23 protein-coding genes are annotated in these 22,685 nt (G+C 67.1%); 16 read left to right on the top strand and 7 right to left on the bottom strand.

The window, feature by feature from the left end:
- Positions 1 to 2: 2 nt before the first annotated feature.
- Complete coding sequence (locus WS64_RS31790; protein WP_059574399.1) at positions 3 to 776, bottom strand: IclR family transcriptional regulator domain-containing protein; 774 nt, start codon at positions 774 to 776, stop codon at positions 3 to 5.
- Positions 777 to 934: 158 nt separating this feature from the next.
- On the opposite strand from WS64_RS31790, the gene WS64_RS31785 reads away from it, so the two are divergent.
- Both WS64_RS31785 and WS64_RS31780 read left to right on the top strand, forming a co-directional pair.
- Positions 935 to 1,168: an AbrB/MazE/SpoVT family DNA-binding domain-containing protein gene (locus WS64_RS31785; RefSeq protein ID WP_027808267.1), complete on the top strand. Its 234-nt coding sequence runs from the start codon at positions 935 to 937 to the stop codon at positions 1,166 to 1,168.
- Complete coding sequence (locus WS64_RS31780) at positions 1,155 to 1,568, top strand: PIN domain-containing protein (protein WP_060968913.1); 414 nt, start codon at positions 1,155 to 1,157, stop codon at positions 1,566 to 1,568. The genes WS64_RS31785 and WS64_RS31780 overlap by 14 nt, the downstream gene beginning before the upstream one ends.
- 70 nt (positions 1,569 to 1,638) lie before the next feature.
- On the opposite strand, the gene WS64_RS31775 is transcribed toward WS64_RS31780, so the two are convergent.
- On the bottom strand, positions 1,639 to 2,940 hold the full coding sequence (locus WS64_RS31775; RefSeq protein ID WP_060310952.1) for a UDP-N-acetylglucosamine 1-carboxyvinyltransferase: 1,302 nt from the start codon (positions 2,938 to 2,940) through the stop codon (positions 1,639 to 1,641).
- Between the two features lie 216 nt (positions 2,941 to 3,156).
- A complete protein-coding gene (gene shiA, locus WS64_RS31770) occupies positions 3,157 to 4,464 on the bottom strand; it encodes a shikimate transporter (RefSeq protein WP_059639479.1) in 1,308 nt (435 codons plus the stop codon).
- A gap of 356 nt (positions 4,465 to 4,820) precedes the next feature.
- Between shiA and WS64_RS31765 the strand changes: the two genes are divergently transcribed.
- Positions 4,821 to 5,948 carry a 4-hydroxyphenylpyruvate dioxygenase family protein gene (locus WS64_RS31765; protein ID WP_059574395.1) on the top strand — a complete coding sequence of 376 codons (1,128 nt, stop codon included), beginning with the start codon at positions 4,821 to 4,823 and terminating at the stop codon, positions 5,946 to 5,948.
- Between the two features lie 157 nt (positions 5,949 to 6,105).
- On the opposite strand, the gene WS64_RS31760 is transcribed toward WS64_RS31765, so the two are convergent.
- The 3 genes from WS64_RS31760 to WS64_RS31750 form a co-directional block, all read right to left on the bottom strand.
- Entirely contained in the window at positions 6,106 to 7,446 is a 1,341-nt protein-coding gene (locus tag WS64_RS31760) for a type II toxin-antitoxin system HipA family toxin (protein WP_060968912.1), read from the bottom strand.
- 2 nt (positions 7,447 to 7,448) lie between these two features.
- A complete protein-coding gene (locus WS64_RS31755) occupies positions 7,449 to 7,856 on the bottom strand; it encodes a helix-turn-helix transcriptional regulator (RefSeq protein WP_060968911.1) in 408 nt (135 codons plus the stop codon).
- 177 nt (positions 7,857 to 8,033) lie between these two features.
- Positions 8,034 to 8,699, bottom strand: coding sequence for a cation diffusion facilitator family transporter (locus WS64_RS31750; protein ID WP_060968910.1), 666 nt, complete (start codon positions 8,697 to 8,699; stop codon positions 8,034 to 8,036).
- Positions 8,700 to 8,939: 240 nt separating this feature from the next.
- Here WS64_RS31750 and WS64_RS31745 point away from each other — a divergent pair, with 240 nt between their 5' ends.
- The 8 genes from WS64_RS31745 (at position 8,940) to WS64_RS31710 (ending at position 18,176) form a co-directional block, all read left to right on the top strand.
- Positions 8,940 to 9,959 carry a DNA-binding protein gene (locus tag WS64_RS31745; RefSeq protein WP_060968909.1) on the top strand — a complete coding sequence of 340 codons (1,020 nt, stop codon included), beginning with the start codon at positions 8,940 to 8,942 and terminating at the stop codon, positions 9,957 to 9,959.
- 170 nt (positions 9,960 to 10,129) lie between these two features.
- Entirely contained in the window at positions 10,130 to 10,750 is a 621-nt protein-coding gene (locus WS64_RS31740; protein WP_059574390.1) for a TetR/AcrR family transcriptional regulator, read from the top strand.
- 233 nt (positions 10,751 to 10,983) lie between these two features.
- The gene (locus WS64_RS31735; RefSeq protein ID WP_060968908.1) at positions 10,984 to 12,042 is read left to right on the top strand and encodes an NADP-dependent oxidoreductase; all 1,059 of its coding nucleotides are present in this window, start codon (positions 10,984 to 10,986) and stop codon (positions 12,040 to 12,042) included.
- Positions 12,043 to 12,132: 90 nt separating this feature from the next.
- Positions 12,133 to 12,432 (top strand): putative quinol monooxygenase, encoded by a 300-nt coding sequence (locus tag WS64_RS31730; protein WP_060310945.1) that lies wholly within the window; start codon positions 12,133 to 12,135, stop codon positions 12,430 to 12,432.
- Between the two features lie 149 nt (positions 12,433 to 12,581).
- On the top strand, positions 12,582 to 13,037 hold the full coding sequence (locus WS64_RS31725) for a (2Fe-2S)-binding protein (RefSeq protein ID WP_059574387.1): 456 nt from the start codon (positions 12,582 to 12,584) through the stop codon (positions 13,035 to 13,037).
- Between the two features lies 1 nt (position 13,038).
- A complete protein-coding gene (locus WS64_RS31720; protein ID WP_060968907.1) occupies positions 13,039 to 15,258 on the top strand; it encodes a xanthine dehydrogenase family protein molybdopterin-binding subunit in 2,220 nt (739 codons plus the stop codon).
- 14 nt (positions 15,259 to 15,272) lie between these two features.
- Positions 15,273 to 16,577: a c-type cytochrome gene (locus tag WS64_RS31715; protein WP_060968906.1), complete on the top strand. Its 1,305-nt coding sequence runs from the start codon at positions 15,273 to 15,275 to the stop codon at positions 16,575 to 16,577.
- Positions 16,578 to 16,730: 153 nt separating this feature from the next.
- Entirely contained in the window at positions 16,731 to 18,176 is a 1,446-nt protein-coding gene (locus WS64_RS31710) for an NAD-dependent succinate-semialdehyde dehydrogenase (RefSeq protein ID WP_060968905.1), read from the top strand.
- Between the two features lie 238 nt (positions 18,177 to 18,414).
- Here the strand turns inward: WS64_RS31710 and WS64_RS31705 are convergent, their stop codons facing one another.
- Positions 18,415 to 18,813 (bottom strand): RidA family protein, encoded by a 399-nt coding sequence (locus tag WS64_RS31705; RefSeq protein ID WP_059574380.1) that lies wholly within the window; start codon positions 18,811 to 18,813, stop codon positions 18,415 to 18,417.
- A 110-nt stretch (positions 18,814 to 18,923) separates the two neighbouring features.
- On the opposite strand from WS64_RS31705, the gene WS64_RS31700 reads away from it, so the two are divergent.
- The 5 genes from WS64_RS31700 (at position 18,924) to WS64_RS35050 (ending at position 22,647) form a co-directional block, all read left to right on the top strand.
- Positions 18,924 to 19,883: a LysR substrate-binding domain-containing protein gene (locus WS64_RS31700; protein ID WP_060968904.1), complete on the top strand. Its 960-nt coding sequence runs from the start codon at positions 18,924 to 18,926 to the stop codon at positions 19,881 to 19,883.
- Between the two features lie 351 nt (positions 19,884 to 20,234).
- Complete coding sequence (locus WS64_RS31695; protein WP_081103991.1) at positions 20,235 to 21,446, top strand: porin; 1,212 nt, start codon at positions 20,235 to 20,237, stop codon at positions 21,444 to 21,446.
- 76 nt (positions 21,447 to 21,522) lie between these two features.
- Complete coding sequence (locus tag WS64_RS34075; RefSeq protein WP_244166692.1) at positions 21,523 to 21,867, top strand: hypothetical protein; 345 nt, start codon at positions 21,523 to 21,525, stop codon at positions 21,865 to 21,867.
- A complete protein-coding gene (pal, locus tag WS64_RS31690) occupies positions 21,864 to 22,355 on the top strand; it encodes a peptidoglycan-associated lipoprotein Pal (protein WP_059574377.1) in 492 nt (163 codons plus the stop codon). The genes WS64_RS34075 and pal overlap by 4 nt, the downstream gene beginning before the upstream one ends.
- Positions 22,356 to 22,488: 133 nt before the next feature.
- Positions 22,489 to 22,647, top strand: a complete 159-nt coding sequence (locus WS64_RS35050; RefSeq protein WP_167351655.1) for a hypothetical protein — start codon at positions 22,489 to 22,491, stop codon at positions 22,645 to 22,647.
- Positions 22,648 to 22,685: the final 38 nt, after the last annotated feature.

Genomic DNA, 22,685 nt, shown 5'->3' with positions numbered 1-22,685 from the left:
TGCTACAGCACGTTGAGCATCGCGAGCGCGGCTTCCTGCAGATGCGGCAGCACGCGCCGCACGGCCGCGTCGGTCGTCTCCGCGCCGATCGGCATGTTCGTGCTCAGCGCGGCGACGACTTCGCCGTGACGGTTCTTCAGCGGCACCGCGATCCCGCGTACGCCGACCTGCAATTGCTGCTCGATCGCCGCGTAGCCGGCTTCGCGCGCCCGGTCGACCTGTTCGAGCAGCCGCGCCTTGTTGGTGATCGTGTGCGGCGTGAACGGCGCCAACTCGGTCTCGTCGAGCCACGCGCGCACGGCTTCTCGATCGGGATGATGGGCGAGCAGGACGACACCGGGCGACGTCAGCGGCGCCGGCACGCGCGCGCCGAGCACGAAGCCCGTCGTCATCACGCGCGACACGCCGTTGCGCGCGATGAACACGAGCTCCCAGCCGTCGAGCACGCTGACGTACGCCGATTCGTTCAGCGACGCGCTCAACTGCTGCAGATAAGGCTGGACCGTGCGCGGCAGGCGCGCCGAATCGAAATACGACCAGCCGACCCGCAGCACGCGCGGCGTGAGGCCATACAGCTTGCCGTCGGTGTACACGTAGCCGAGCGATTCCAGCGTCAGCAGGTAACGCCGCGCGGCCGTGCGCGTGAGGCCGGTGCGCGCGGCGGCTTGCGTGGGCGTCATGCGCGCGTGCTGGCTGTCGAACGCCTCCAGGATCATCAGGCCTTTTTCGAGGCCGGCAATCCAGTCGCGTCGGTCGAGGTCGGGCTTTTTCGTCATCACGGGTGAGCGGTGGCGCGCGGTGTTCGCGCGGAAGTGGGCGATTATCGCGCGAGTTGTGGGAGCGGGACGCGCGAGGCGCCGAATTGTCCGTTCAGCCGACTTGCGGATTTGCAGTAAAGATATACAATCCATTCCGTATATCCATGGAGACTCATATGCAGGTTGCAAAGTGGGGCAATAGCCTGGCGGTTCGCCTTCCGGCCAGTGTGGTCGACGCACTGGAACTCCGCGAAGGCGACGATATCGAGATTGTGGTCGACAGTCCCCGGGTGTTCGCGGTAAGCCGCAAGCCGAGGCCCGACGAGCTTCTGGAACGGCTGCGGCGTTTCAGGGGCAAGTTGCCCGCCGATTTCAAGTTCAGCCGGGACGATGCGAATGAGCAGGATTGAGGCGGAGAAATCATTCGTCGACAGCAATGTCGTGCTTTATCTGCTGTCCGAGGACGCAATCAAGGCAAATCGAGCGGAGGCGCTGTTCCTTCGGCGGCCAACCATCAGCGTCCAGGTATTGAATGAGGTCGCCAGTGTCTGCAACCGCAAACTGCGGATGCCGTGGCGCGAGGTAGGGGAGTTTCTGGAGCCGATCAGGAGTTTGTGCCATGTCGTGCCGCTCACCGTCAATGCGCATGACCTCGCGCGGCGGCTGGCGGAGTGGCATCGCTTGTCTTTCTACGACGCCTGCATCGTGGCAACTGCTTCGATCGAGGGGTGTGAATACCTGTACACCGAGGACATGCACGACGGCTTGCAAGTGGATGGCGGTCCGGTCTTGCGAAATCCGTTTGCCTGAAGACCGGCGAACGGGAAAAGCAGCAACCGGATGCGACGCGGCCGTTGCGCGCGCCGCATCCGTCATGACCTTACTCGCTGCTCGTCCACTCGACGTTCGCACCGACCGAACGCAGGTTCTCGACGAAATGCGGATGCGCGCGGCGAATCGGCAGCGCGTTCATGATTTCCGAGCGGCCTTCGATGCTCGCGGCCACCATCAGCAGCGCGATCGCGACGCGAATGATGTACGGGCTCTCGACGCGCGCCGGCGTCAGTTGCAGCCCGCCGAACGTGATCAGCCGGTGCGGATCGGACAGCAGCACGTGCGCGCCGAACTTCGACAGTTCGCCGGACCAGCCGAGCGCGCCGTCGTAGACCTTGTTCCAGAACATCGCGCTGCCTTCCGCGCGCACGCCGAGCGCGATGAAGATCGGCAGCAGGTCGACCGGCAGGTACGGCCACGGCGCGGCCTCGACCTTGGTCAGGATGTTCTGCGTGAACGGCCGGCGCACGCGCAGCGGGCCGTCGCGCTCCGCGCGCGACCAGCCGTCGCGGTGCGTGACGGTGACGCCGAACTTCGCGAACGTGCGGTCGATCAGCGGGAAATGCTCGGGCGACGAGTTGCGCACCGTGATGTCGCCGCCCGTGATCGCGCCGAGCGCGAGGAACGTCGCGATCTCGTGGAAATCCTCGGCGAAGCGGAACTCGCCGCCGCCGAGCTTGCCGCCGCCCGTCACGCACAGCCGCGACGTGCCGATCCCCTCGATCGCGACGCCGATCATCGCGAGGAACTGGCAAAACTCCTGCACGTGCGGCTCGGATGCCGCGTTCATCAGCGTCGACGTGCCGTTCGCGGCCGTCGCGCACAGCGCGAAGTTCTCGGTGGTCGTCACCGACGCGTAGTCGAGCCAGTGATCGTTGGCCGTCAGCGGGCCGTCGGTACGGACGATCAGCGAATCGGGCGTGCGTTCGATGTGCGCGCCGAACCGCTCGAACACCTCGACGTGCGGATCGATCTCGCGCACGCCGAGCGTGCAGCCTTTCACGTCGTTCTCGAGGCGCGCGACGCCGAAGCGCGCGAGCAGCGGCGGAATCAGCATGATCGACGAACGCATCGCCTCGGGCAGCCGATGGACGGCCGGATCGAACGTCGTGTTGCGATGGTGAAGCTCGAGCAGACCCGTCGTGAAATCGACCGACACGTCGCTGCCGAGCGTGCGGAAGATGTCGAGGATCTTGCGCACGTCGGTGATGTCGGGCACGCCGACGAGGCGCAGCGGCTGATCGGTTAACAGGGTGGCGCACAGAATCGGCAGGACGGCGTTCTTGTTCGCGGACGGCTTGATGTCCCCGCGCAGCGGAGTGCCGCCGTGGACGATGAGATTCGACATGATATGGGGGCGTATCGGTGACTGACGTAGGCCCATATGATGCCATTGGTCGGCACGCGGCGTGGAATGTTCGCAGGGGAAAAGGGGAATCGGCGCACGTAACTGACAGTGTTTGACGTCGCGCCCGTGATGCAGCAGGTCGAATGCCGGCCGGCATGGCCGAATGACCAGCCGCGTGGCCGACCGCGGAGGGCGACCGGCCACGCGCTCATCGCGTCATTGCGCCGCCCGCATCCGCGCGGCGACCACCAGCGAGATCAGGCAGCCGGCCGCCAGATAGCCGGCGACGAGGTGCCACGAACCGCCGGCCACGCTGACGAGGCCGACCGCGATGAACGGCGTGAACCCGCCGCCGACGACGCTCGCGAACTGGTAGCCGACGCCCGCGCCGCTGTAGCGGTACTCGGCGCCGAACAGCTCGGTGAACAGCGGTTGCTGGACGCTCACGACCATGTCGTGCGCGGCGTTCGCCAGCAGGATCGAGAAGATCACGATCCACGCGATCGACCGCGCTTCCAGTGCGAGGAAGAACGGCACCGCGGACGCAACGCCGATCAGCGCGCCGATCAGATAGATGCGGCGCAGGCCGTAGCGATCGGCCAGCCACGCGAAGCAGGGGATCGTCACGCAGCTCACCGCGCCCACCAGCAGGCCGATGTTCAGGAACAGGTCGCGCGACATGCCGAGGTTCGTCGTCGAATAACTGAGCGCGAACGCGGTGACGATGTACATCGTGAACAGTTCGGCGAGCCGCAGCGCGACGATCAGCAGGAACGCCTTCGGGTGGCGCGTCAGCGCTTCCAGCACCGGCAGGCGCAGCTTGCGGTTGCCGTGCTCGACCTTCTCGACGAATTCCTGCGATTCGTCCATGTTCTTGCGCACCCACAGCCCGATCAGCACCAGCACGATGCTGAACACGAACGGCAGGCGCCAGCCCCACGACTTGAACGCGGCCTCGCCTAGCGTATGGCTCAGGATCGATACGATGCCCGTGGCCAGCACGAGCCCGACGCCGTAGCCGACCTGCACGCCGCTGCTGTAGAACGCCTTCTTCTGCTTCGGCGCGCTCTCGACGGCCATCAGCGCCGCGCCGCCCCATTCGCCGCCGACCGCGAAACCCTGGATCGCGCGCATCAGCACCAGCAGCACGGGCGCCCACCAGCCGATCGTCGAGAACGTCGGCAGCAGGCCGATCGCGACGGTCGACAGCCCCATCAGCATCACGGTCAGCACGAGCATCCGCTTGCGGCCGAGCCGGTCGCCGTAATGGCCGAACACGATGCCGCCGAGCGGCCGGAACAGGAAGCCGACGCCGAAGGTGGCGAACGCCGCGAGCGTGCCCATCGTCGGGCTGACTTTCGGGAAGAACTCCGAATTGAACACCAGCGCGGCGACGATCCCGTACAGCAGGAAGTCGTACCAGTCGACGACGGCGCCGACGAAGCTGCCGATCGCGGCCTTGCGGGCCTGGTTGCGCGCACGGGCGCCGGCGGCGGCGTCGAGCGTGTCGAAGGTGGGGGTCATGGCGATGTCTCCTGGCACGGCGCATCGTGGAATCGTGGCGGCGCCGCGTCCGATGCTGCATTGAAGTCGATGAGTGAACGGAGAATAGGGCGCGCGCCGCACGGCGGCAATCGGCCAATCGGATAAATTGCGCGGTTATCGTTCAAGTCCGTGCGATTATCGAACGATTTTCGGGTTTGCACTAGGCGGCGCGACGATATCCCGTTCGGCCGGGGTGTGCCGCCGTGAACGATCTGGTTAAAATCTGCAGCATCGACAACTCGCCCGTCCGGGCGCACGTGCGGCCGCCACCTCGGCCGCGCCTGCCGCGCGCGACAGGCACGCTACCCCATCGACGCATGTCCCCGGAGACTGGAATGCCCGGCAATTCCCACCCCCTGTCCAGCGATACGCCGCCCGTCGCCGATCCGGCCGCCAATCCGCTCGGGATGGCCGGCCTCGAATTCGTCGAATTCGCGGCGCCCGTGCCAGACGCACTCGCGCAACGCTTCGAGCAGCTCGGATTCAAGGCGATCGCGCGCCACGTCAGCAAGAACGTCACGCTGTATCGGCAGGGGCAGATGCATTTCCTCATCAACGCCGAGCCCGATTCGTTCGCCGCGCGCTATGCGGAGGAATACGGGATGGGCGTCTGCGCGATCGGGTTGCGCGTGGCGAACGCCCGGCGCGCGTTCGAGCGCGCGATCCAGCTCGGTGCCTGGGCGTTCGAGGGCGAAAAGGTCGGCGTCGGCGAACTCAAGATTCCGGCGATCCAGGGCATCGGCGATTCGCACCTGTATTTCGTCGACCGCTGGCGCGGGCGGGACGGCCAGCGCGGCGGCGTCGGCGACATCTCGATCTTCGACATCGATTTCCGGCCGATCGACATCGCGACCGCCCATACCGACCTCGATTGCGCCGGCGTCGGCCTGCAGCAGGTCGACCACTTCACGCAAACCGTCGGCGCGGGCCGCATGCAGGAGTGGCTCGATTTCTACCACGACCTGCTGCATTTTCGCGAGATCCACCAGATCGACGCGCATTGGCATGTGTCGGAGGAATCGCGCGTGATGGTGTCGCCGTGCGGCGCGGTGCGGATTCCCGTGTACGAGGAAGGCACGCGGCGCACCGAGCTGATGCATGCGTACCTGCCCGACCATCCGGGCGAGGGCGTCCAGCACGTCGCACTGGCGACCGACGACATCCTGTCGTGCGTCGATGCGCTGCGTGCGAACGGCGTCGAGTTCATCGAGCCGCCCGCACGCTATTACGACGACGTCGATGCGCGGCTGCCCGGGCACGGCGTCGATCTCGATGCGCTGCGCCGCCGCGCGGTGCTGGTCGACGGCGAGATCGGCCGCGACGGCGTGCCGAGGCTGTTCTTCCAGACCTTCGTCAAGCGCCGGCCCGGCGAGATCTTCTTCGAGATCGTGCAGCGCAAGGGGCATCACGGGTTCGGCGAGGGCAACCTCGCGGCACTCGCCCGCGCGCGCGACGCGGGCTGAACGATCAAGCGCCGGCGGCCGGCGCGCGGTTCGGCGCGGGGCGCTCGATGCCGTATCGCCGACGGCGTCACGGCTTCGGTTCCGTCGGGGCTGCCCGTCGATCCAGGGCTGACGTGTTGACGCGAAGGCCGACAGCCCGTCGCGGCCCGTCGGTTCGTCACGCAGAATCGGCCGTTGCGAGCTTGCGGCTGTGCCGACGCATGCCGGCGAAAATCGCATCCGCGACGTCCGCCGGAAAATCCGCCGGGATCTGCGCGGCGGCTTCGGCAATCGCGGGTTCCGTGCGGGCGGCGACGGCCGCCATCGCGGCGCGCACGTCGTCTTCGGTCAGGCCGACGCGCCGGCCCTGCGCGATCCAGTGGCGCGGCTGGACTTCACCGATCACGTAATGCCGGTTCTTCCCGCAGACGGCCATCGCGAGGCGTGCGCGGCGCGGCGGAATCTGGTTGCGGCGCGTACCGATGATCGGATGCGCGGACAGCACGTCGTACAGCGGCGTGCTGCGATACGCATTGCCGGCCAGGTGCGCGATGCTGAAGTTCTTCGCGTGGCCGTCGATCGCGGCCAGCACCCAGAACACGAGCTGGGCGACGAAGAAATTCATCCGGTCGCGGGCCGCATCGGCCGAATTCGCGAGGATGCCCATGATCGTCTCGATGCCGGGGCCGCCGTCCGATTCGTATTTCGCCCCCGACGGCGTGCCGGTCGCCTGGCACATGTCCTCCTGCGGCAGTCGCAGGATCCACGAGCCGTCGCGCGACGGACGCCGGTCGAAGCGCTCGACGATCAGCGCCTTCTGGTCGTCGAACCGGCCGATCTCGCACGGCGCGACCGACAGGCCGTACGCGGCGACGAGCTTCGAACACAGCCATTCGTTTTCGACGGAGGTGCGCATGTCGGCCTGCATGTTGCCGACGCGCCCGAGCGGCAGCTTGAAGATATGGGTCGTCGGCGTGCTGCCCGACGGACGCAGCCAGCGGTTTCCCTGACGCAGCAGCGCGGTTTTTTCCTGCGCGCCGGCAATCGACAGGCGCAGGTCGCTTTCCGGCTCCGCGTGGCCGGGCAGCGGCGCGGCGGTCGCGTGGCGCAGCACGTCGGCAACGGCTGCATCGTCGAGCGTCGCGCCTTCGATCGCCTCGAGATCGGCGGGCGTCTCGCCGGGCGGCAGCATCTGGATCGCGCCGACGCAATCGCGGCCGATCGATGCGAGCAACTCGAACGGCGCCGTCGATCCGAGCCGATAACGCTGCGCGATGCGGCGGCGGATCGGCTCGCTGTCGGGCAGCAGGTTGTCGAAGTAGTCGGCCACGATCGCGCCCTGGTGCGGCTGGTTGCCGGGCGTAAAGGGCAGCGACAGCGACAGTGGCCGGCCCTGGGGATCGTCGAGCCAGTCCGGCAGGTACACGAGACGCTCGACCCCGCGCCGGATTTCCCAATAGCCGACTGGAATGCCGTTCATCCACAGGTCGAGCCGATCATGGCGGGCGCGTGCGGCCATCGTCACCAGTCCTCCCGCTTCGACACGCGTGGCCTGGCCCGAGTCGTCGCTGCCGGGCGCTTCCGCGCCGCGTCGGCCGCGGCCCCGGCCGGGGATTGCGCGGCCGTGGTGCCGCGCTTGCTCGCGGCCGGCTTGCGGCGCGCCGGCGGCTCGGCATCGGAAGCCGGATCGGCCGCTTCCGCCCGCGCATTCCGTTCGTCCAGGCTGAGCATCATGCGAACGCCGAGCGCGTTCAACACCTTCAAAAGCCGTTCGATACTGGCCGCCGACGGGTTGGCTTCGAGGTGCGCATAGGATTGCTGGGTGATGCCGAGGCGCGCGGCCAGTTGCGCCTGCGTGAGCCCCGCGGATTTGCGGAAGCCGACGAGTATCGGACGCAACTGGGTCAAGGTCTGGACAGGAAAGGCCATCGGGCGCTCCGCGAGATGACAGGCGATCGTTTGTAATCGGAAAATACAGTCTATGGCATGTATTGCAAAAATACAAATGATAGCCTGTATTGACAAAAAACAAACGATAGCCTGTTAAAGGCAGCCCGATCGGGCAGGCAACGGCACGAATCGGCCGTCAGGCGATACCTGCGGCGTTCACGATCCGCGCGTCGAGCGATTCGCCCAATCGGCCCCTGCCGGCCACTGCGTCCAGCCGCGCCGGATGAATCCGGCGCCCGTGCGGATCACGAGCGCGCCGATCGCGAGCGCGGCCAGATCGTCGAGCCGGCCGAAGCCGACCAGCGCCGCACTCATCGCGAGCGCCGCGAGCAACGACGACAGCGCATCGGTTCGCACGTGCCAGCCGCTCGCCTCGAGCAGCGCGGAGCCGGTCTCGCGCGCCTTGCGCAGCATCCAGTACGACAGCACGGCCTTGCCGGCGAGCATGACGACAACCAGCGCGAATGCGGTCGCGCCCGGCTGCACGACGGGCGGCGTATCGAACCCGGTCAGTGCATGCCAGATCATCCGCCCGCCGGTCGCGGCCAGCAACGCGCCAAGGCCCGCGAGCGCGAGCGGCTCGTAGGTCGGGCGGCGCGCCGGCGGCAGGCGCGCGTCGAGCCGGCAGGCGACGAGGATCAGCGCATCGGCCGCGAGATCGATCGCCGCATGCACGACGTCCGCGAGCAAACCCGACGAATGCGCGGACCATGCCGCCGCCGTCTCGACGGCGAGCAGCAGGAGGTTGATCGCGAGGCTGACGGCGAGGGCGCGGGACGTGGCCGCGTAGACGTGGGGCGTGGCGCGCGACGGGCGCTGCATGGCGGATCGCTTGTCGGAATCGGGGACGGCTTCGAACGTTACCGGCCTGCGGTGGCACGCCGATGACACGCTGAACGAAGGCGCCGCGAGAGGAATCCGGCCTTCCCGACGCGCCAGATGAATCACCTGGATTCATGTGGTCTCGACATTATAGAAATAATGTCAAATTACATCGTTTGATTAATTGGATATTTAACGGTTTACGTTATATTATTGACGAAATTCTCGACCAAACCCGCCATGTCCGATCTCGCTGCCGACGAACCCCGCCTGACCGCCGAAATCGAGCGGCTCAAGGCCGCCTTCCCGAAAACGCGCGAGTTGTACCGCGAAGTGTGTGCGCTGCTGTTCTTTCGCTTCGGTATCACGCCGACGGCGAACCGCCTGTATCAACTCGTTCGCAAGGGCAGCATGAGCACGCCGACGGCCGTCCTCGGCGAGTTCTGGGCCGAGTTGCGGGAAAAGAGCCGCGTGCGCATCGAGCATCCCGACCTGCCGGCCGACTTGCAGGCGGCGGCAGGCGAACTCGTCGCGGCGTTGTGGAATCGATCGAGTACCGACGCGGCCGCCGCGCTCGATGCGCTGCGCGCGGAAGTCGAAGCCCAGCGGGCCGCGGCGCAAACGGAAGTCGCGACGGTGCGGGCCGACCTGGCCCGCACCGAAACCGCGCTGGAGCAACGCACGGCAGCCTTGCTGGCCGCGCAGGTTCGCATTCAGGAGCTCGAGCAGGCGAGGGCGGCGGACGATGCATCGCGGCAAGCGCTGCAAGCGGATATCGAGCGCCTGAAAGCCGACAACGCGGCGGGCGACCGCGCGCTCGCGCAGGCCCGCGCGGATTTCACCGCCCAGCTCGACAGGTTGCGCGACGATGCCGGCCGCGCCGAAGAGCGGCTGCGCGCGTCGGAGAAGCGGGCGCTTCAGGAAATCGATCGCGAGCGGCTCGCGGCCGCGCGATTGCAAAAGGAACTCGACGCAGCGACATCGCGCGCGGAACAACGCGACTCGCAGCAGCGAAAGGAAATGGCGGCGCTACAGGCCCAACTCGGCGATGCGCTGCATCGCTGCGGCGTGCTTCAGGGGCAACTCGACGGCGCACTGGCGACCGGCGCGGCGCGCAGCCACGAACTCGACGCGCTGAGGCGCGAGATGGCAGCGCTCGTGCGCCGGCCGCCGTTGCGCGGCGTCAAGACCGTCCCGGCCGCCGAGCGCAGCGAGCGGCGGGCGCGCACCAGAAAGCGCGCCGACGAAGCGCCGCGCTAACATCGAAACCGGGTCGCCGATATGACGCGCCGCACGCAGACGGCACGGACAAGCGAGGAGAACGCCGGCCGGGGCATTGGGCGCCCGACGGGGATCGGGTAAAGTGCCGCTCAACATGCCGGCTCGACGTTACTAGACGACCGGTCTAATCGTTGCTACCATACGCCATCATGAATGCATCTTCAGGCGCCGAAGTCCGCCAGCACATCCTGAACATCGCGAAGCCGATCATGCTCCACAAGGGCTTTTCGGCGGTCGGTCTGAACGAGATTCTCGCCGCGGCGGGCATCCCGAAGGGCTCGTTCTACCATTACTTCGGCTCGAAAGAGGCATTCGGCGAAGCGTTGCTCGAATCGTATTTCGAAGGCTATCTCGCGCATCTCGACAAGCTGTTCAAGCAGCAGGCCGGCACGGGCGCCGAGCGCCTGATGACGTACTGGGGCAACTGGCTGCACACGCAGTGCGCGGACGATCCGGAAGGCAAGTGCCTCGCGGTCAAGCTCGGCGCCGAAGTGTCGGACCTGTCGGAAGCGATGCGCGCGGTACTGCGGCGCGGCACCAGTCAGATCATCGAGCGGCTCGCGGGCGGCATCGAGGCCGGGCTGGCCGACGGTTCGCTGAGCGGCGTCGACGATCCGTCGCACGCGGCCGCGATCCTGTACGAGCTGTGGCTGGGCGCGACACTGCTGGAAAAGATTCACCGCAACCGCAAACCGCTCGAGAGGGCGATGATCGAAACGCGGCGCATGCTGAATCTGCCGCCGGCCGCGTCCGACGGCGCGCAGTCGTAATTCCGGCGCGCATGGCGCGCCTTGTTTTTGCCTTGATTATAGACGACTGGTCTACTCAATCATTCATGACGAACGCTACACGCCGCGTTACGCTGTCCCGATCTTTCCCACCGCTTGCCTGCGACCGCCCCGGCCACACCGCCGATGCCGTCGGGGGCGCGCACTTCCTGCTGGTCCATCCCTGATCCGATCGTGCCCACGACGCACGTTCATTCCTGTTGACGGAGGCTCACATGCCGCAAAGCAAGACCGCAAACCGCCAGATCGTCCTGAATTCGCGCCCGGTCGGCGCACCGACACCGGACAACTTCCGCGTCGAAACCGGCGACGTGCCGGTGCCCGGCGCCGGCCAGGTGCTGCTGCGCACCGTCTGGCTGTCGCTCGACCCGTACATGCGCGGCCGGATGAGCGACGCGCCGTCCTACGCACCGCCGGCCGAACTCGGCCAGCCGATGGTCGGCGGCACGGTCAGCCGCGTGGTGTCGTCGAATCTGCCGGCGTTTCGCGAAGGCGATCTCGTCGTCGCCGGCGCCGGCTGGCAGGACTATGCGCTGTCCGACGGGCGCGACCTGATCCCGCTCGGCCGCGACTTCGCGCACCCGTCGTACGCGCTCGGCGTGCTCGGCATGCCGGGCTTCACCGCCTACACGGGCCTGTTGAAGATCGGCGAGCCGAAGGCCGGCGAAACCGTGGTCGTCGCGGCCGCGAGCGGCGCGGTCGGCGCGGTGGTCGGCCAGATCGCGAAGCTGAAGGGCTGCCGCGTGGTCGGCGTCGCAGGCGGCGCCGACAAGTGCGCGTACGTGACCGGTACGCTCGGCTTCGACGCATGCGTCGACCACCACGATCCGGCGTTTGCCGCGAAGCTGAAGGACGCGTGCCCGAACGGCATCGACATCTATTTCGAGAACGTCGGCGGCGCCGTGTTCGACGCGGTGTGGCCGCTGCTGAACGACCATGCGCGCGTGCCCGTCTGCGGAATCATCGCGCATTACAACGACGCGGCCTACGACGACAAGGCCGTGTCGACCGGCCGTGACCGCGTGCCGGCGCTGATGGGCGCGATCCTGCGCAAGCGCATCCGCGTGCAGGGCTTCATCATCCTCGATCACTATGCGACCGGCTATGCGCCGTTCCTGAAGGACATGACCGAATGGGTCGCGCAGGGCAAGGTGAAGACGCGCGAGGACGTCGTTCCCGATCTCGCCGACGCGCCGCAAGCACTGATCGGCCTGCTCGCCGGCAAGAATTTCGGCAAGGTGGTCGTGCGCGTCGGCCCGGACGAGCTGGCCTGATCCCGCCGCACGGCGACATACCCGCTGCACGCTGGCGCCGCGAGACGCCGGCTTGTGGCATGCTCGTTTCCGTTTTCAAAGGAGTGAAAAATGGCGCTTCACGTGATCGCTTCGCTGTTCCTGAAACCCGAACACGCGCAGGCCGCCGAGGCCGAACTGCGCAGCATGGTCGCGAAGACGCGCACCGAGCCGGGCAATCGCCGCTACGACCTGTTCCGCGAGCAGGACGGATCGCCGAACCTGCATCTGTACGAGATCTACGACGACCAGGCGGCATTCGACGCGCACCTCGCGAGCCCGTATTTCGGCGAATTCCGCACGAAGTCGGCCGAGTGGTTCACCGCACCTCCGGTGATCAAGGTGCTGTCGGCCATCGACGTGGCCGACTAACGACGCAAGCAAGCAACACCGCCGCGGCTCGCCCGCACCCGGGCCGCGGGGCACCCGTTGCGCACGACGCAACGGCGATGACGACGACCCTGCGGCGCAGCGCGCCTCGTTCGCGCCGCTTCCCCAAATACAACGGCCCCGGAGGCTGAATGATCACCCTCAACATCAACGGCGAAACCCGCTCGGTCGACGCCCCCGACGACATGCCCTTGCTCTGGGTGCTGCGCGACGTCGTCGGCCTCACCGGCACCAAGTTCGGCTGCGGCATCGCGCAATGCGGCGCGTGCACCGTGCATCTCGACGGTGTGGCCGCACGTTCGTGCGTGCTGCCGGTCGCGGCCGTCGCCGGCCGCAAGATCACGACGATCGAGGCCGTCGGCGCGACGCCGGCCGGCCACAAGGTCCAGCAGGCGTGGCGCGAGCTCGACGTCGTCCAGTGCGGCTACTGCCAGTCGGGGCAGGTGATGGCCGCCACCGCGCTGATCGCATCGAACCCGAACCCGAGCGATGCGGATATCGACGCGGCCATGGCCGGCAACATCTGCCGCTGCGGCACGTACCACCGGATTCGCGCGGCCGTCAAACAAGCCGCAAAAGGAGCCTGACATGTCACGCGGACTGATCGAAGCAGGTCGGGCCGGCGCGGGCGTGTCGCGCCGGTCGTTTCTGAAACTTGGCATGTCGCTCGGCGCCGCCGCCGGCGGCGGCTTGCTGCTCGGCTTCAGCCTGCCGGCGGCCGGTGACGATACACGTCGCTCGGTAATCGGCGGCGACGCCGCCGAACCCGCGCCGCCGGGCGTGTTCGCGCCGAACGCGTTCGTGCAGATCGACCGCGCCGGCAAGGTCACGCTGGTGATGCCGAAGGTCGAGATGGGGCAGGGTGTCTATACGGCGCTGCCGATGCTGATCGCGGAAGAGCTCGAAGTGCCGCTGTCGAGCGTGACGCTCGATCATGCGCCGCCCAACGAGAAACTGTTCCTCGACCCGCTGCTCGGCGGCCAGCTCACCGGCGGCTCGACGTCGGTGCGCTACGCGTGGGAGCCGCTGCGCCGCGCGGGCGCCACCGCGCGCACGCTGCTGGTCTCGGCGGCCGCGAAGCAGTGGAGCGTCGATCCGGCGAGCTGCCGCGCGGCGAACGGCGAAGTGCAGCATCCGCCGAGCGGGCGGCGCGCATCGTACGGCCAGTTGGCCGACGCGGCGGCGAAGCTGCCGGTGCCGAAGGACGTCGCGCTGAAGCAGCCGGCGGATTTCAAGCTGATCGGCACGCCCGCGAAGCGCCTCGATTCGCCGGAGAAGGTCGACGGCACCGCGCAGTTCGGGCTGGACGTGCGCCTGCCCGGGATGCTGTACGCGGTGATCGTAAACAGCCCGGTGTTCGGCGGCACGGTCGCGAGCGTTGACGACACGGCCGCGAAGAAGATCCCCGGCGTGCGCCAGGTCGTGCGCGTCGACAACGCGGTCGCGGTGGTCGGCGATCACACGTGGGCCGCGAAACGCGGCGCATCGGCGCTCGTCGTGAAGTGGAACGAAGGGGCGGGCGCGAAGGTGTCGACGAAGGATCTGTTCGCGGATCTCGCGCAGGCGGCGGCGAACGGCAAGGGCGCGGTCGCGCGCAAGGAGGGCGACGTCGGCAAGGCGTTCGCGAACGCGAAGACGCGCGTCGATGCCGTCTACGAACAGCCGCTGCTCGCCCACGCGACGATGGAGCCGGTGAACTGCACGGTGCACGTGCGCGGCGACGGCTGCGACATCTGGGTCGGCACGCAAGTGCCGACCCGCGCACGCGACACGGCGCAACAGTTGACCGGGCTGTCGCCCGACAAGATCGTCGTGCACAACCATCTGCTCGGCGGCGGATTCGGCCGACGGCTCGAAACCGACATGATCGGCCAGGCCGTGAAGGTCGGCAAACAGGTCAATGCCCCGGTGAAGGTGATCTGGACGCGCGAGGAGGACGTTCAGCACGACATGTACCGGCCGTGCTACTACGACAAGATCTCCGCCGGCCTCGACGCGAACGGCAAGCCGGTTGCGTGGCAGCACCGGATCGTCGGCTCGTCGATCCTCGCGCGCTTCGCGCCGCCCGCGGTCAAGGACGGCGTCGATCCCGACGCGGTCGAGGTTGCGGCCGAACTGCCGTACGACCTGCCGAACCAGCTCGTTGACTACGTGCGCCAGGAGCCGCGCCACGTGCCGACCGCGTTCTGGCGCGGCGTCGGGCCGACGCGCAGCACGTTCGTCGTCGAAAGCTTCATCGACGAACTCGCCGCGCAGACCAAGACCGACCCGGTGCAGTACCGCCGCGCGCTGCTCGACAAGTCGCCGCGCGCCCGCAACGTGCTCGACGTCGCGACGAAGGCGGCCGGCTGGGGCGCGTCGCTGCCGAAGGGGCAGGGGCGCGGCGTATCGGTGATGCATGCGTTCGGCAGCTTCTTCTCGATCGTCATCGACGTCGCGGTGGACGGCGGCGAGGTGCAGGTCAAGCGCGCCGTGTGCGCGGTCGATTGCGGGATGGTCGTGAATCCGAACACGATCGAGGCGCAGGTGCAGGGCGGCATCATCTTCGGGATCACGGGCGCGCTGTACGGCGAGATCACGATCGAGGACGGCCGCGTCGTGCAGAGCAACTTCACCGACTACCGGATGATGCGAATCAACGAGGTGCCGCCGATCGAAGTCCATCTGGTGAAGAGCGGCGAGGCGCCGGGCGGGATCGGCGAGCCGGGCACGGCCGCGACCGCGGCGGCGCTGTCGAACGCGATCTTCGCGGCCACCGGCACGCGGCTGCGCAAGCTGCCGGTCGGCAACCAGCTGAAAACGGCCTGAGGGGAGGGACGACCATGCGACATCTCACCTTGAACCTGAAGGCGCTGCGCGCGTCGCTGCTCGCACTGTCCGCACTGCTGGCCGGCACGGCCGCGCATGCCGCGCAAACGGCGCCCGCCGACAGCGCGCTCGTCGCCCGCGGCGCGTATCTCGCGAAAGCCGGCGACTGCGTCGCGTGCCATACCGCGCCGCGCGGCACGCCGTTCGCGGGCGGCCTGAAGATGGTCACGCCGATGGGCGCGATCTACACGACCAACATCACGCCCGATCCGGATACGGGCATCGGCGGCTATACCGAGGCCGATTTCGCCAGCGCGTTGCGCAAGGGCGTCGCGAAGGACGGCCACAACCTGTATCCGGCGATGCCTTATCCGTCGTACGCGAAGCTGAAGGACGACGACGTGAAGGCGCTGTATGCGTACTTCATGCACGGCGTCGAACCGGTGAAGCAGGCGAACCGGCCGTCCGACATCCCGTGGCCGCTCAACATGCGTTGGCCGCTCGCGTTGTGGAACATGGTGTTCCTCGATTCCACACCGTACGCGGACAAGCCGGCGAAGGATGCGGTGTGGAACCGCGGCGCGTATCTCGTGCAGGGGCTCGGGCACTGCGGGTCGTGCCACACGCCGCGCGGCGTCGGCTTCCAGGAGAAGGCGCTCGACGAAAGCGGCGCGGCGTTCCTGTCGGGCGCGTCGATCGACAACTGGTTCGCGTCGAACCTGACCGGCGAGCACAACACCGGGCTTGGCCGCTGGAACGAGGCGGACGTCGCGCAGTTCCTGAAGACCGGCGCGAATCAGCACGCGACCGCGTTCGGCTCGATGGTGAGCGTGATCAACCACAGCACGCAGGAACTGACTGACGACGATCTGGCCGCGATCTCGCGCTATCTCAAATCGCTGCCGGCGGCAGGCGGCACGGGCGCGCCGCCGTACCGCTATGATCCGAAGGCGACGCAGGTCGCGCTGGGCCGGCCGGCAGCCGATCCGGGCGCGAAGGTGTATAACGCTTACTGCCTGCATTGCCACGGGGTGGACGGGCGCGGCTATGCACCGTTGCTCGCGCCGCTCGCCGGCAATCCGAACGTGCTGGAGGCGGACGCATCGTCGCTGATCAACGTGACGTTGAACGGCAGCGACACGCTCGTGATCGGTGGCGTGCCGTCCGCGTATCCGATGCCGGCGTTCTCGAACCAGTTGAACGACCAGCAGATCGCCGACGTGCTGACGTTCATGCGCGCCGGCTGGAACAACGGCGCGCCGGCCGTGCAGGCGGCGGACGTCGCGAAACTCCGCAAGGCGACGGCGGCCGCGCACTGAGCGCGGGGCGCCGCGAAACGAGGGCGGGCCGGCGTGCCTGCCGCCCATGCCGCCGGGTGCGTGCCTGCCCTGGCGGCATGGCTTTTTCTGTCAACCGGCGCGCGGCCGTTCGCGGCGGCGCGCGTTTTATCGACGCAATGTAGGGGTGTCTGGATGGCTAACGTGACTTATACGGATACGCAACTGCTGATCGACGGCGAGTGGGTCGACGCCGCGAGCGGCAGGACGATCGACGTCGTGAACCCGGCGACCGGCAAGCCGATCGGCAAGGTGGCCCACGCGGGCATCGCCGATCTCGACCGCGCGCTCGCCGCCGCCCAGCGCGGCTTCGAAGCATGGCGCAAGGTGCCCGCGCACGAGCGCGCGGCGACGATGCGCAAGGCGGCCGCGCTGGTGCGCGAGCGCGCGGACACGATCGCGCAGCTGATGACGCAGGAGCAGGGCAAGCCGCTCACCGAAGCGCGCGTCGAAGTACTGTCGGCGGCCGACATCATCGAATGGTTCGCGGACGAGGGCCGCCGCGTGTACGGCCGGATCGTGCCGCCGCGCAACCTCGGCGCGCAGCAGACGGTCGTGAAGGAGCCGGTCGGCCCGGTCGCGGCGTTCACGCCGTGGAATTTCCCGGTCAACCAGGTCGTGCGCAAGCTGAGCGCCGCGCTCGCGACCGGCTGCTCGTTCCTCGTGAAGGCGCCGGAGGAGACCCCGGCGTCGCCGGCCGCGCTGCTGCGCGCGTTCGTCGATGCGGGTGTGCCGGCGGGCGTGATCGGCCTCGTGTACGGCGATCCGGCTGAAATCTCGTCGTACCTGATTCCGCACCCGGTGATCCGCAAGGTCACGTTCACGGGTTCGACGCCAGTCGGCAAGCAACTGGCCGCGCTCGCGGGCCAGCACATGAAGCGCGCGACGATGGAACTGGGCGGCCACGCACCGGTGATTGTCGCTGAGGATGCGGACGTCGCGCTCGCCGTGAAGGCCGCCGGCGGTGCGAAATTCCGCAACGCGGGGCAGGTCTGCATTTCGCCGACGCGCTTTCTCGTGCACAACAGCCTCCGCGACGAATTCACGCGCGCGCTGGTCAAGCATGCGGAAGGACTGAAGGTGGGCAACGGCCTCGACGAAGGCACGACGCTCGGCGCGCTCGCGAACCCGCGGCGCCTGAGCGCGATGGCGTCGGTCGTCGACAACGCGCGCAAGGTCGGCGCGAGCATCGAAACCGGCGGCGAGCGGATCGGTGCGGAAGGCAACTTCTTCGCACCGACCGTGATCGCGAACGTGCCGCTCGAAGCGGACGTGTTCAACAACGAGCCGTTCGGCCCGGTCGCGGCGATCCGCGGTTTCGACAAGCTCGAGGATGCGATCGCCGAGGCGAACCGTTTGCCGTTCGGGCTGGCCGGCTACGCGTTCACGCGTTCGTTCGCGAACGTGCATCTGCTGACGCAGCGCCTCGAAGTCGGGATGCTGTGGATCAACCAGCCGGCGACGCCGTGGCCGGAAATGCCGTTCGGCGGCGTGAAGGATTCGGGCTATGGGTCGGAAGGCGGGCCGGAAGCGCTGGAGCCGTATCTCGTTACGAAGTCGGTGACGGTGATGGCTGTTTGATGGCCGGGTGAATGCGGGCGCGCCGTTGTGGGTGCGGCGCGCCTGTTTTGCGGATTCCTCGACTCACGTCGGGATTGCAGAATCCGCGCGATGGAGGGCGTTCATGTCTATTCCTTATTTGACATAACGCGAATTATCGATAGTTCACGTTGTAGTAGCTTTGCTTCTAGCTAAGTTCAGATGTCCGCTTTTCGGCCTATCGTAAGCTGTCCAGCCGCCGCGCGTACGGCCACCGTTTCTACGACGTCGCTTCCGATACGACCGCGATCGCTTCGACCTCGATCAATGCGTCCGGCGAATACAGGGCCGAGACTTCGACGAGACTTTCCGCCGGATACGGCGCGGAAAACCATTCCCGACGCACGTCGACCATTCTGTCGAGGTACGCCATCGACTTCAGGAAGATCGTCGTCTTGACGACCTGGTTCATTCCCGAACCGGCCGCTTTCAACGCACGCTCCAGATTCCCGAACGCGCGCCTCGCCTGACGATCGAAATCGCCGGGACCTTCGATTTCGCCGTCCTCGCCAATGGCAGGCTGCCCGGAAACGAAGACGAAACCGCCCACCCGAATTGCTTGAGATAATGCAAACGGTACATAGGGATCGGGATTCGTGTGCACCTGTTCGATTTTCATGGAAGGCTCTCCGTCGAGTTCCGCGTGATTGTCAAGGATCGGAGTATCGATGGCGCTTTCGAGCGCAGCAAATGGTCAATTCTCACCTTACAGATGAGCTTTTCTAACCCATGCGCAAACTGCCTCCGTTGAGCGCGCTACGTGCATTCGAAGCCGCGGCGCGGCGCGCCGGCTTTAAAGCTGCGGCTGACGAACTCAATGTCACCCCTACCGCCATCAGCCACCAGATACGTCAACTCGAAGAATGGCTCGACGTCAAACTGTTCGAGCGCGAGACACGCGGAGTCCGGTTGACGGAAAACGGCAAGGCGCTGTTTCCGGCGCTCCGTGACGGCTTCGACAGCTTCGAGCGCGCCATCGAGGCAGCGCGAAACATCGACGAAACCAAGGTCGCGACGCTCACGTCCACGGTCGCATTCACCGCAAAATGCCTTGCCGCTCGCGCAGGCGGATTTCGTACCGCCTATCCCGATTGGACCCTTCGGCTCGACGCCACCAATGCCATCGTGGACCTCGATCAGTCCGCGCATGCATCGATTCGTTACGGTTCGGGCTACTATCCCGGGCTCATTTCGGAACCGCTTTTCAGGGACCGTTTTACGCCGGTGTGTCGTCCGCATTTGTCGATCTCCGACGAGAAAGACCTGCAGCGCGCGACGCTGATTCACTTCGATTGGGGGCCCGCCGTTCGCGACGATCAACGCGCGATTACATGGGCGCGCTGGCTGGAGGCGGCCAAAATACGCGGCACCGATCCGAACGACGGCCTCCGGTTCAACGACGAGGTCCATGCGATGCAAGCGACCCTTGCCGGACAGGGAATCGGCCTGATAAGCCTGACCCTGGTCTCCGACGAATTGGCCAACGGCACCTTGGTCCGGCCGTTCGACCTGGCGCTGGACAGCTTCCAGTACGATCTCGTCTATAGCCCTCGCTCCGCGACGAGACACGCAACCGAAATATTGCGCGACTGGGTGCTTCGGGAATTTGCCGGGCATCGATGTGCGGAAACCGCAAAAACAAACGCGAGCCTGCCGCCCGCTCACGCACCGGCCTGGGATACGACGTAAGCGTCATCGAGCGATAGCCCCTGTCGAGCCGACGCCGCCAATGCGACGATCGCCGCCGCCGCCGTCGCGGCCGGTGCCGAACCCCGGCATCTGCCACGCCCTCCCCGCATGTCCGCCACCAGCCGCCAGACAGGCCGACACGCAATCGCGCAAGGGTGCGCGGCACCTCACGCATCGCCCCCGCACGCCCCCTCCCCGACTGCCTCCGTGCAGCCGACGCATCGCAATTCCAAGCGATTCCGCAGAGGACCTTTCCTGTGCAATGTCTTAATCGACGGCCGCACGATCTCCAATAATGGCCGCTCGATCCATCGGCCGTCAGGCCGCTTCAACACAACAACAAAAACACCTATGCATTCCTGCACAATGAACCCGCATGCCGGCGCGCGCATCGCGGGGACCGTCATTGCCGCCTGCCTGACCGGCTTCGTGCCGGATGTCGCGCTTGCCCAGAGCAGCGTGACGCTGTACGGCCTGATCGACACGTCGATCACCTACTCGAGCAACCAGCGCACGCGCGGCGCCGGCTCGCCCGGCGGCGGCAGCGTCGCGATGACGAGCGGCGCGCTGAACGCGTCGCGCTGGGGGCTGCACGGCCGCGAGGATCTCGGCGGCGGGATGGCCGCGGTCTTCACGCTCGAGAACGGCTTCTCCGGCACCACCGGCAAGCTGTCGCAGAAAGGCGTCGACCTGTTCGGCCGCCAGGCGTGGATCGGCGTGGGTTCGGAGACGGCCGGCACGCTGTCCTTCGGCCGCCAGTACGACCTGATCCTCGATTTCGTGACGCCGCTCGGCGCGGCCGGCCCCGGCTGGGGCGGCAACCTCGCGGTCCACCCGTACGACAACGACGATTCGAACCGCAACCTGCGCGTCAACAACGCGGTGAAGTACACGAGCCCGACGGTTCGCGGGTTGAGGTTCGGCGCGATGATCGGTTTCTCGAACACGGCCGGCCAGTTCTCCAACAACGCGGTGTGGAGCACGGGCGTGTCGTATGCGAACGGGCCGCTGAAGCTCGGCGCCGGCTACCTGAAGATCAGCCGCGACCGCAACGCACCGAACCCTGACGGCGCACTGAGCACCGTCGACGGCTCGGCGACGGTCACGGGCGGCAACCAGCAGATCTGGGCGATGGCGGGCCGTTATGCGTTCGGGCCGCACTCGGTCGGCGTCGCGTGGTCGCATTCAGCCACCGACGGCGTGACGGGCGTGCTCCAGGGCGGCAACATCGCCCCGCTGAAAGGCGAATCGCTGGTGTTCGACAATTTTTCGATCGACGGACGCTACTTCGTCACGCGGGCGTTGACCGTCGCCGCCGCGTACACGTACACGATGGGCCGCTTCGATACGCGCACGGGCCAGACGCGCCCGAAATGGAACCAGGTCGTCGCGCAGGCCGACTATGCGCTGTCCAAGCGCACGGATGCGTATCTCGAAGGCACCTATCAGCGCGTGAGCGGCGGCAACGGCAACCCCGCGTTCAACGCGACGGTCTGGACCTTGACGCCTTCCGCGAACAGCAACCAGGCCGTCGTCGCGCTGGGGCTGCGGCACAAGTTTTGACGACGCGGCGTGCACCGCCGCGTCACGCTGCCGACCGACTGCATCGGGCCAGCGCTTCCCGCATCACCCGAGCGCCATGACCGGCACCGACGAGGCCGCGCCCCGTGCGCGGCCGTTTTCGCTGTGGCAGGCGCTGCGCACCGCGCACCGCCGACGGAAGCAAGAATGCCTCCCGGCTGTCGCGTTTGCGCAAAAAATGCGAAGAAACTGGTCGCGTTGTGACATTTTTCCTAATCTGTTTGCAGCGACGCCGCGATCCGGCGTTCCGGTCGCAACATTCTTCCATCTGGCGCACCATCGGCTTACGAACCCGCATCGCGGCAACGAAGCCGGACATTTCGCGCCATGGCGGCCGGACGGCTGCGTGCGAACGGCACGCGCCCCGCTTTCAACGCAGTCAACCGCTGGAGAAGAACGATGAGCAAAATGAACCGAATTGCGGTCCTGGCAACTTTCGTCCTGCTGGCCGGTTGCCACCACGCGGCGAAAACGCCCGAGAATGCCGGCGCGGCGCCGACGCCCTCGAGCGAAGCCGTCGCGACAGTGACGGCCGACGATCTGAACAATCCGAACAGCCCGCTCGCCAAGCGCAGCATCTACTTCGATTTCGACCAGTACTCGGTGAAGCCCGAATTCCAGTCGCTGCTGCAGGCGCATGCCGACTATCTGCGCAGCCATCCCGCGCGGCGCGTGCTGATCCAGGGCAACACCGACGAGCGCGGCACGTCGGAATACAACCTCGCGCTCGGCCAGCGCCGCTCGCAGGCCGTGGCGAGCGCGCTCGAAACGCTCGGCGTGCCGGCGACGCAACTCGAGGCGGTCAGCCTCGGCAAGGAAAAACCGGTCGCGCTCGGCCACGACGAGGAAGCGTGGGCGCAGAACCGCCGCGCCGATCTCGTCTATCGTTGATCCAGGCGCCGCCGCCGCGGCGATACGCGAAAAGCATGGAATAAACGCTTCGCCGAAACGTCTTGTCATCGCGCAGGCGCGCGGTTCCCGTGAACCGCCTTTCCCGTGGCCTGAGCGCTGCAAGGAGATTGCAATGAAATCGGCAACGCTGGCTGCGACGCTGATCGCGGCGCTGGTGCTCGTGCTGTCGGCGGGCTGTACGTCGTCGGGCAGCGGCGTGTCGCAAGGACCGGGCATGAGCCGCTACGGCGGCTCGGGAGGCAGTGGAGGTAGTGGCGGAGGCGGCTACTGACGCGTCGCCGGACTGGCTTGAACGGGGCGTCACGCGCA

The sequence above is a fragment of the Burkholderia anthina genome (assembly GCF_001547525.1).
Lineage (GTDB): Bacteria > Pseudomonadota > Gammaproteobacteria > Burkholderiales > Burkholderiaceae > Burkholderia > Burkholderia semiarida.
Note: the sequence above shows the minus strand (reverse complement) of the source record. Positions and strands in the feature narration are given on the sequence as shown.

Excerpts from the sequence above, each read along its gene's own strand:
- WS64_RS31790 (WP_059574399.1), bottom strand. The coding sequence starts at position 776 with ATGACGAAAAAGCCCGACCTCGACCGACGCGACTGGATTGCCGGCCTC.
- WS64_RS31785 (WP_027808267.1), top strand. The coding sequence starts at position 935 with ATGCAGGTTGCAAAGTGGGGCAATAGCCTGGCGGTTCGCCTTCCGGCC.
- WS64_RS31780 (WP_060968913.1), top strand. The coding sequence starts at position 1,155 with ATGAGCAGGATTGAGGCGGAGAAATCATTCGTCGACAGCAATGTCGTG.
- WS64_RS31775 (WP_060310952.1), bottom strand. The coding sequence starts at position 2,940 with ATGTCGAATCTCATCGTCCACGGCGGCACTCCGCTGCGCGGGGACATC.
- shiA (WP_059639479.1), bottom strand. The coding sequence starts at position 4,464 with ATGACCCCCACCTTCGACACGCTCGACGCCGCCGCCGGCGCCCGTGCG.
- WS64_RS31765 (WP_059574395.1), top strand. The coding sequence starts at position 4,821 with ATGCCCGGCAATTCCCACCCCCTGTCCAGCGATACGCCGCCCGTCGCC.
- WS64_RS31760 (WP_060968912.1), bottom strand. The coding sequence starts at position 7,446 with ATGGCCGCACGCGCCCGCCATGATCGGCTCGACCTGTGGATGAACGGC.
- WS64_RS31755 (WP_060968911.1), bottom strand. The coding sequence starts at position 7,856 with ATGGCCTTTCCTGTCCAGACCTTGACCCAGTTGCGTCCGATACTCGTC.
- WS64_RS31750 (WP_060968910.1), bottom strand. The coding sequence starts at position 8,699 with ATGCAGCGCCCGTCGCGCGCCACGCCCCACGTCTACGCGGCCACGTCC.
- WS64_RS31745 (WP_060968909.1), top strand. The coding sequence starts at position 8,940 with ATGTCCGATCTCGCTGCCGACGAACCCCGCCTGACCGCCGAAATCGAG.
- WS64_RS31740 (WP_059574390.1), top strand. The coding sequence starts at position 10,130 with ATGAATGCATCTTCAGGCGCCGAAGTCCGCCAGCACATCCTGAACATC.
- WS64_RS31735 (WP_060968908.1), top strand. The coding sequence starts at position 10,984 with ATGCCGCAAAGCAAGACCGCAAACCGCCAGATCGTCCTGAATTCGCGC.
- WS64_RS31730 (WP_060310945.1), top strand. The coding sequence starts at position 12,133 with ATGGCGCTTCACGTGATCGCTTCGCTGTTCCTGAAACCCGAACACGCG.
- WS64_RS31725 (WP_059574387.1), top strand. The coding sequence starts at position 12,582 with ATGATCACCCTCAACATCAACGGCGAAACCCGCTCGGTCGACGCCCCC.
- WS64_RS31720 (WP_060968907.1), top strand. The coding sequence starts at position 13,039 with ATGTCACGCGGACTGATCGAAGCAGGTCGGGCCGGCGCGGGCGTGTCG.
- WS64_RS31715 (WP_060968906.1), top strand. The coding sequence starts at position 15,273 with ATGCGACATCTCACCTTGAACCTGAAGGCGCTGCGCGCGTCGCTGCTC.
- WS64_RS31710 (WP_060968905.1), top strand. The coding sequence starts at position 16,731 with ATGGCTAACGTGACTTATACGGATACGCAACTGCTGATCGACGGCGAG.
- WS64_RS31705 (WP_059574380.1), bottom strand. The coding sequence starts at position 18,813 with ATGAAAATCGAACAGGTGCACACGAATCCCGATCCCTATGTACCGTTT.
- WS64_RS31700 (WP_060968904.1), top strand. The coding sequence starts at position 18,924 with ATGCGCAAACTGCCTCCGTTGAGCGCGCTACGTGCATTCGAAGCCGCG.
- WS64_RS31695 (WP_081103991.1), top strand. The coding sequence starts at position 20,235 with ATGCATTCCTGCACAATGAACCCGCATGCCGGCGCGCGCATCGCGGGG.
- WS64_RS34075 (WP_244166692.1), top strand. The coding sequence starts at position 21,523 with ATGACCGGCACCGACGAGGCCGCGCCCCGTGCGCGGCCGTTTTCGCTG.
- pal (WP_059574377.1), top strand. The coding sequence starts at position 21,864 with ATGAGCAAAATGAACCGAATTGCGGTCCTGGCAACTTTCGTCCTGCTG.
- WS64_RS35050 (WP_167351655.1), top strand. The coding sequence starts at position 22,489 with ATGAAATCGGCAACGCTGGCTGCGACGCTGATCGCGGCGCTGGTGCTC.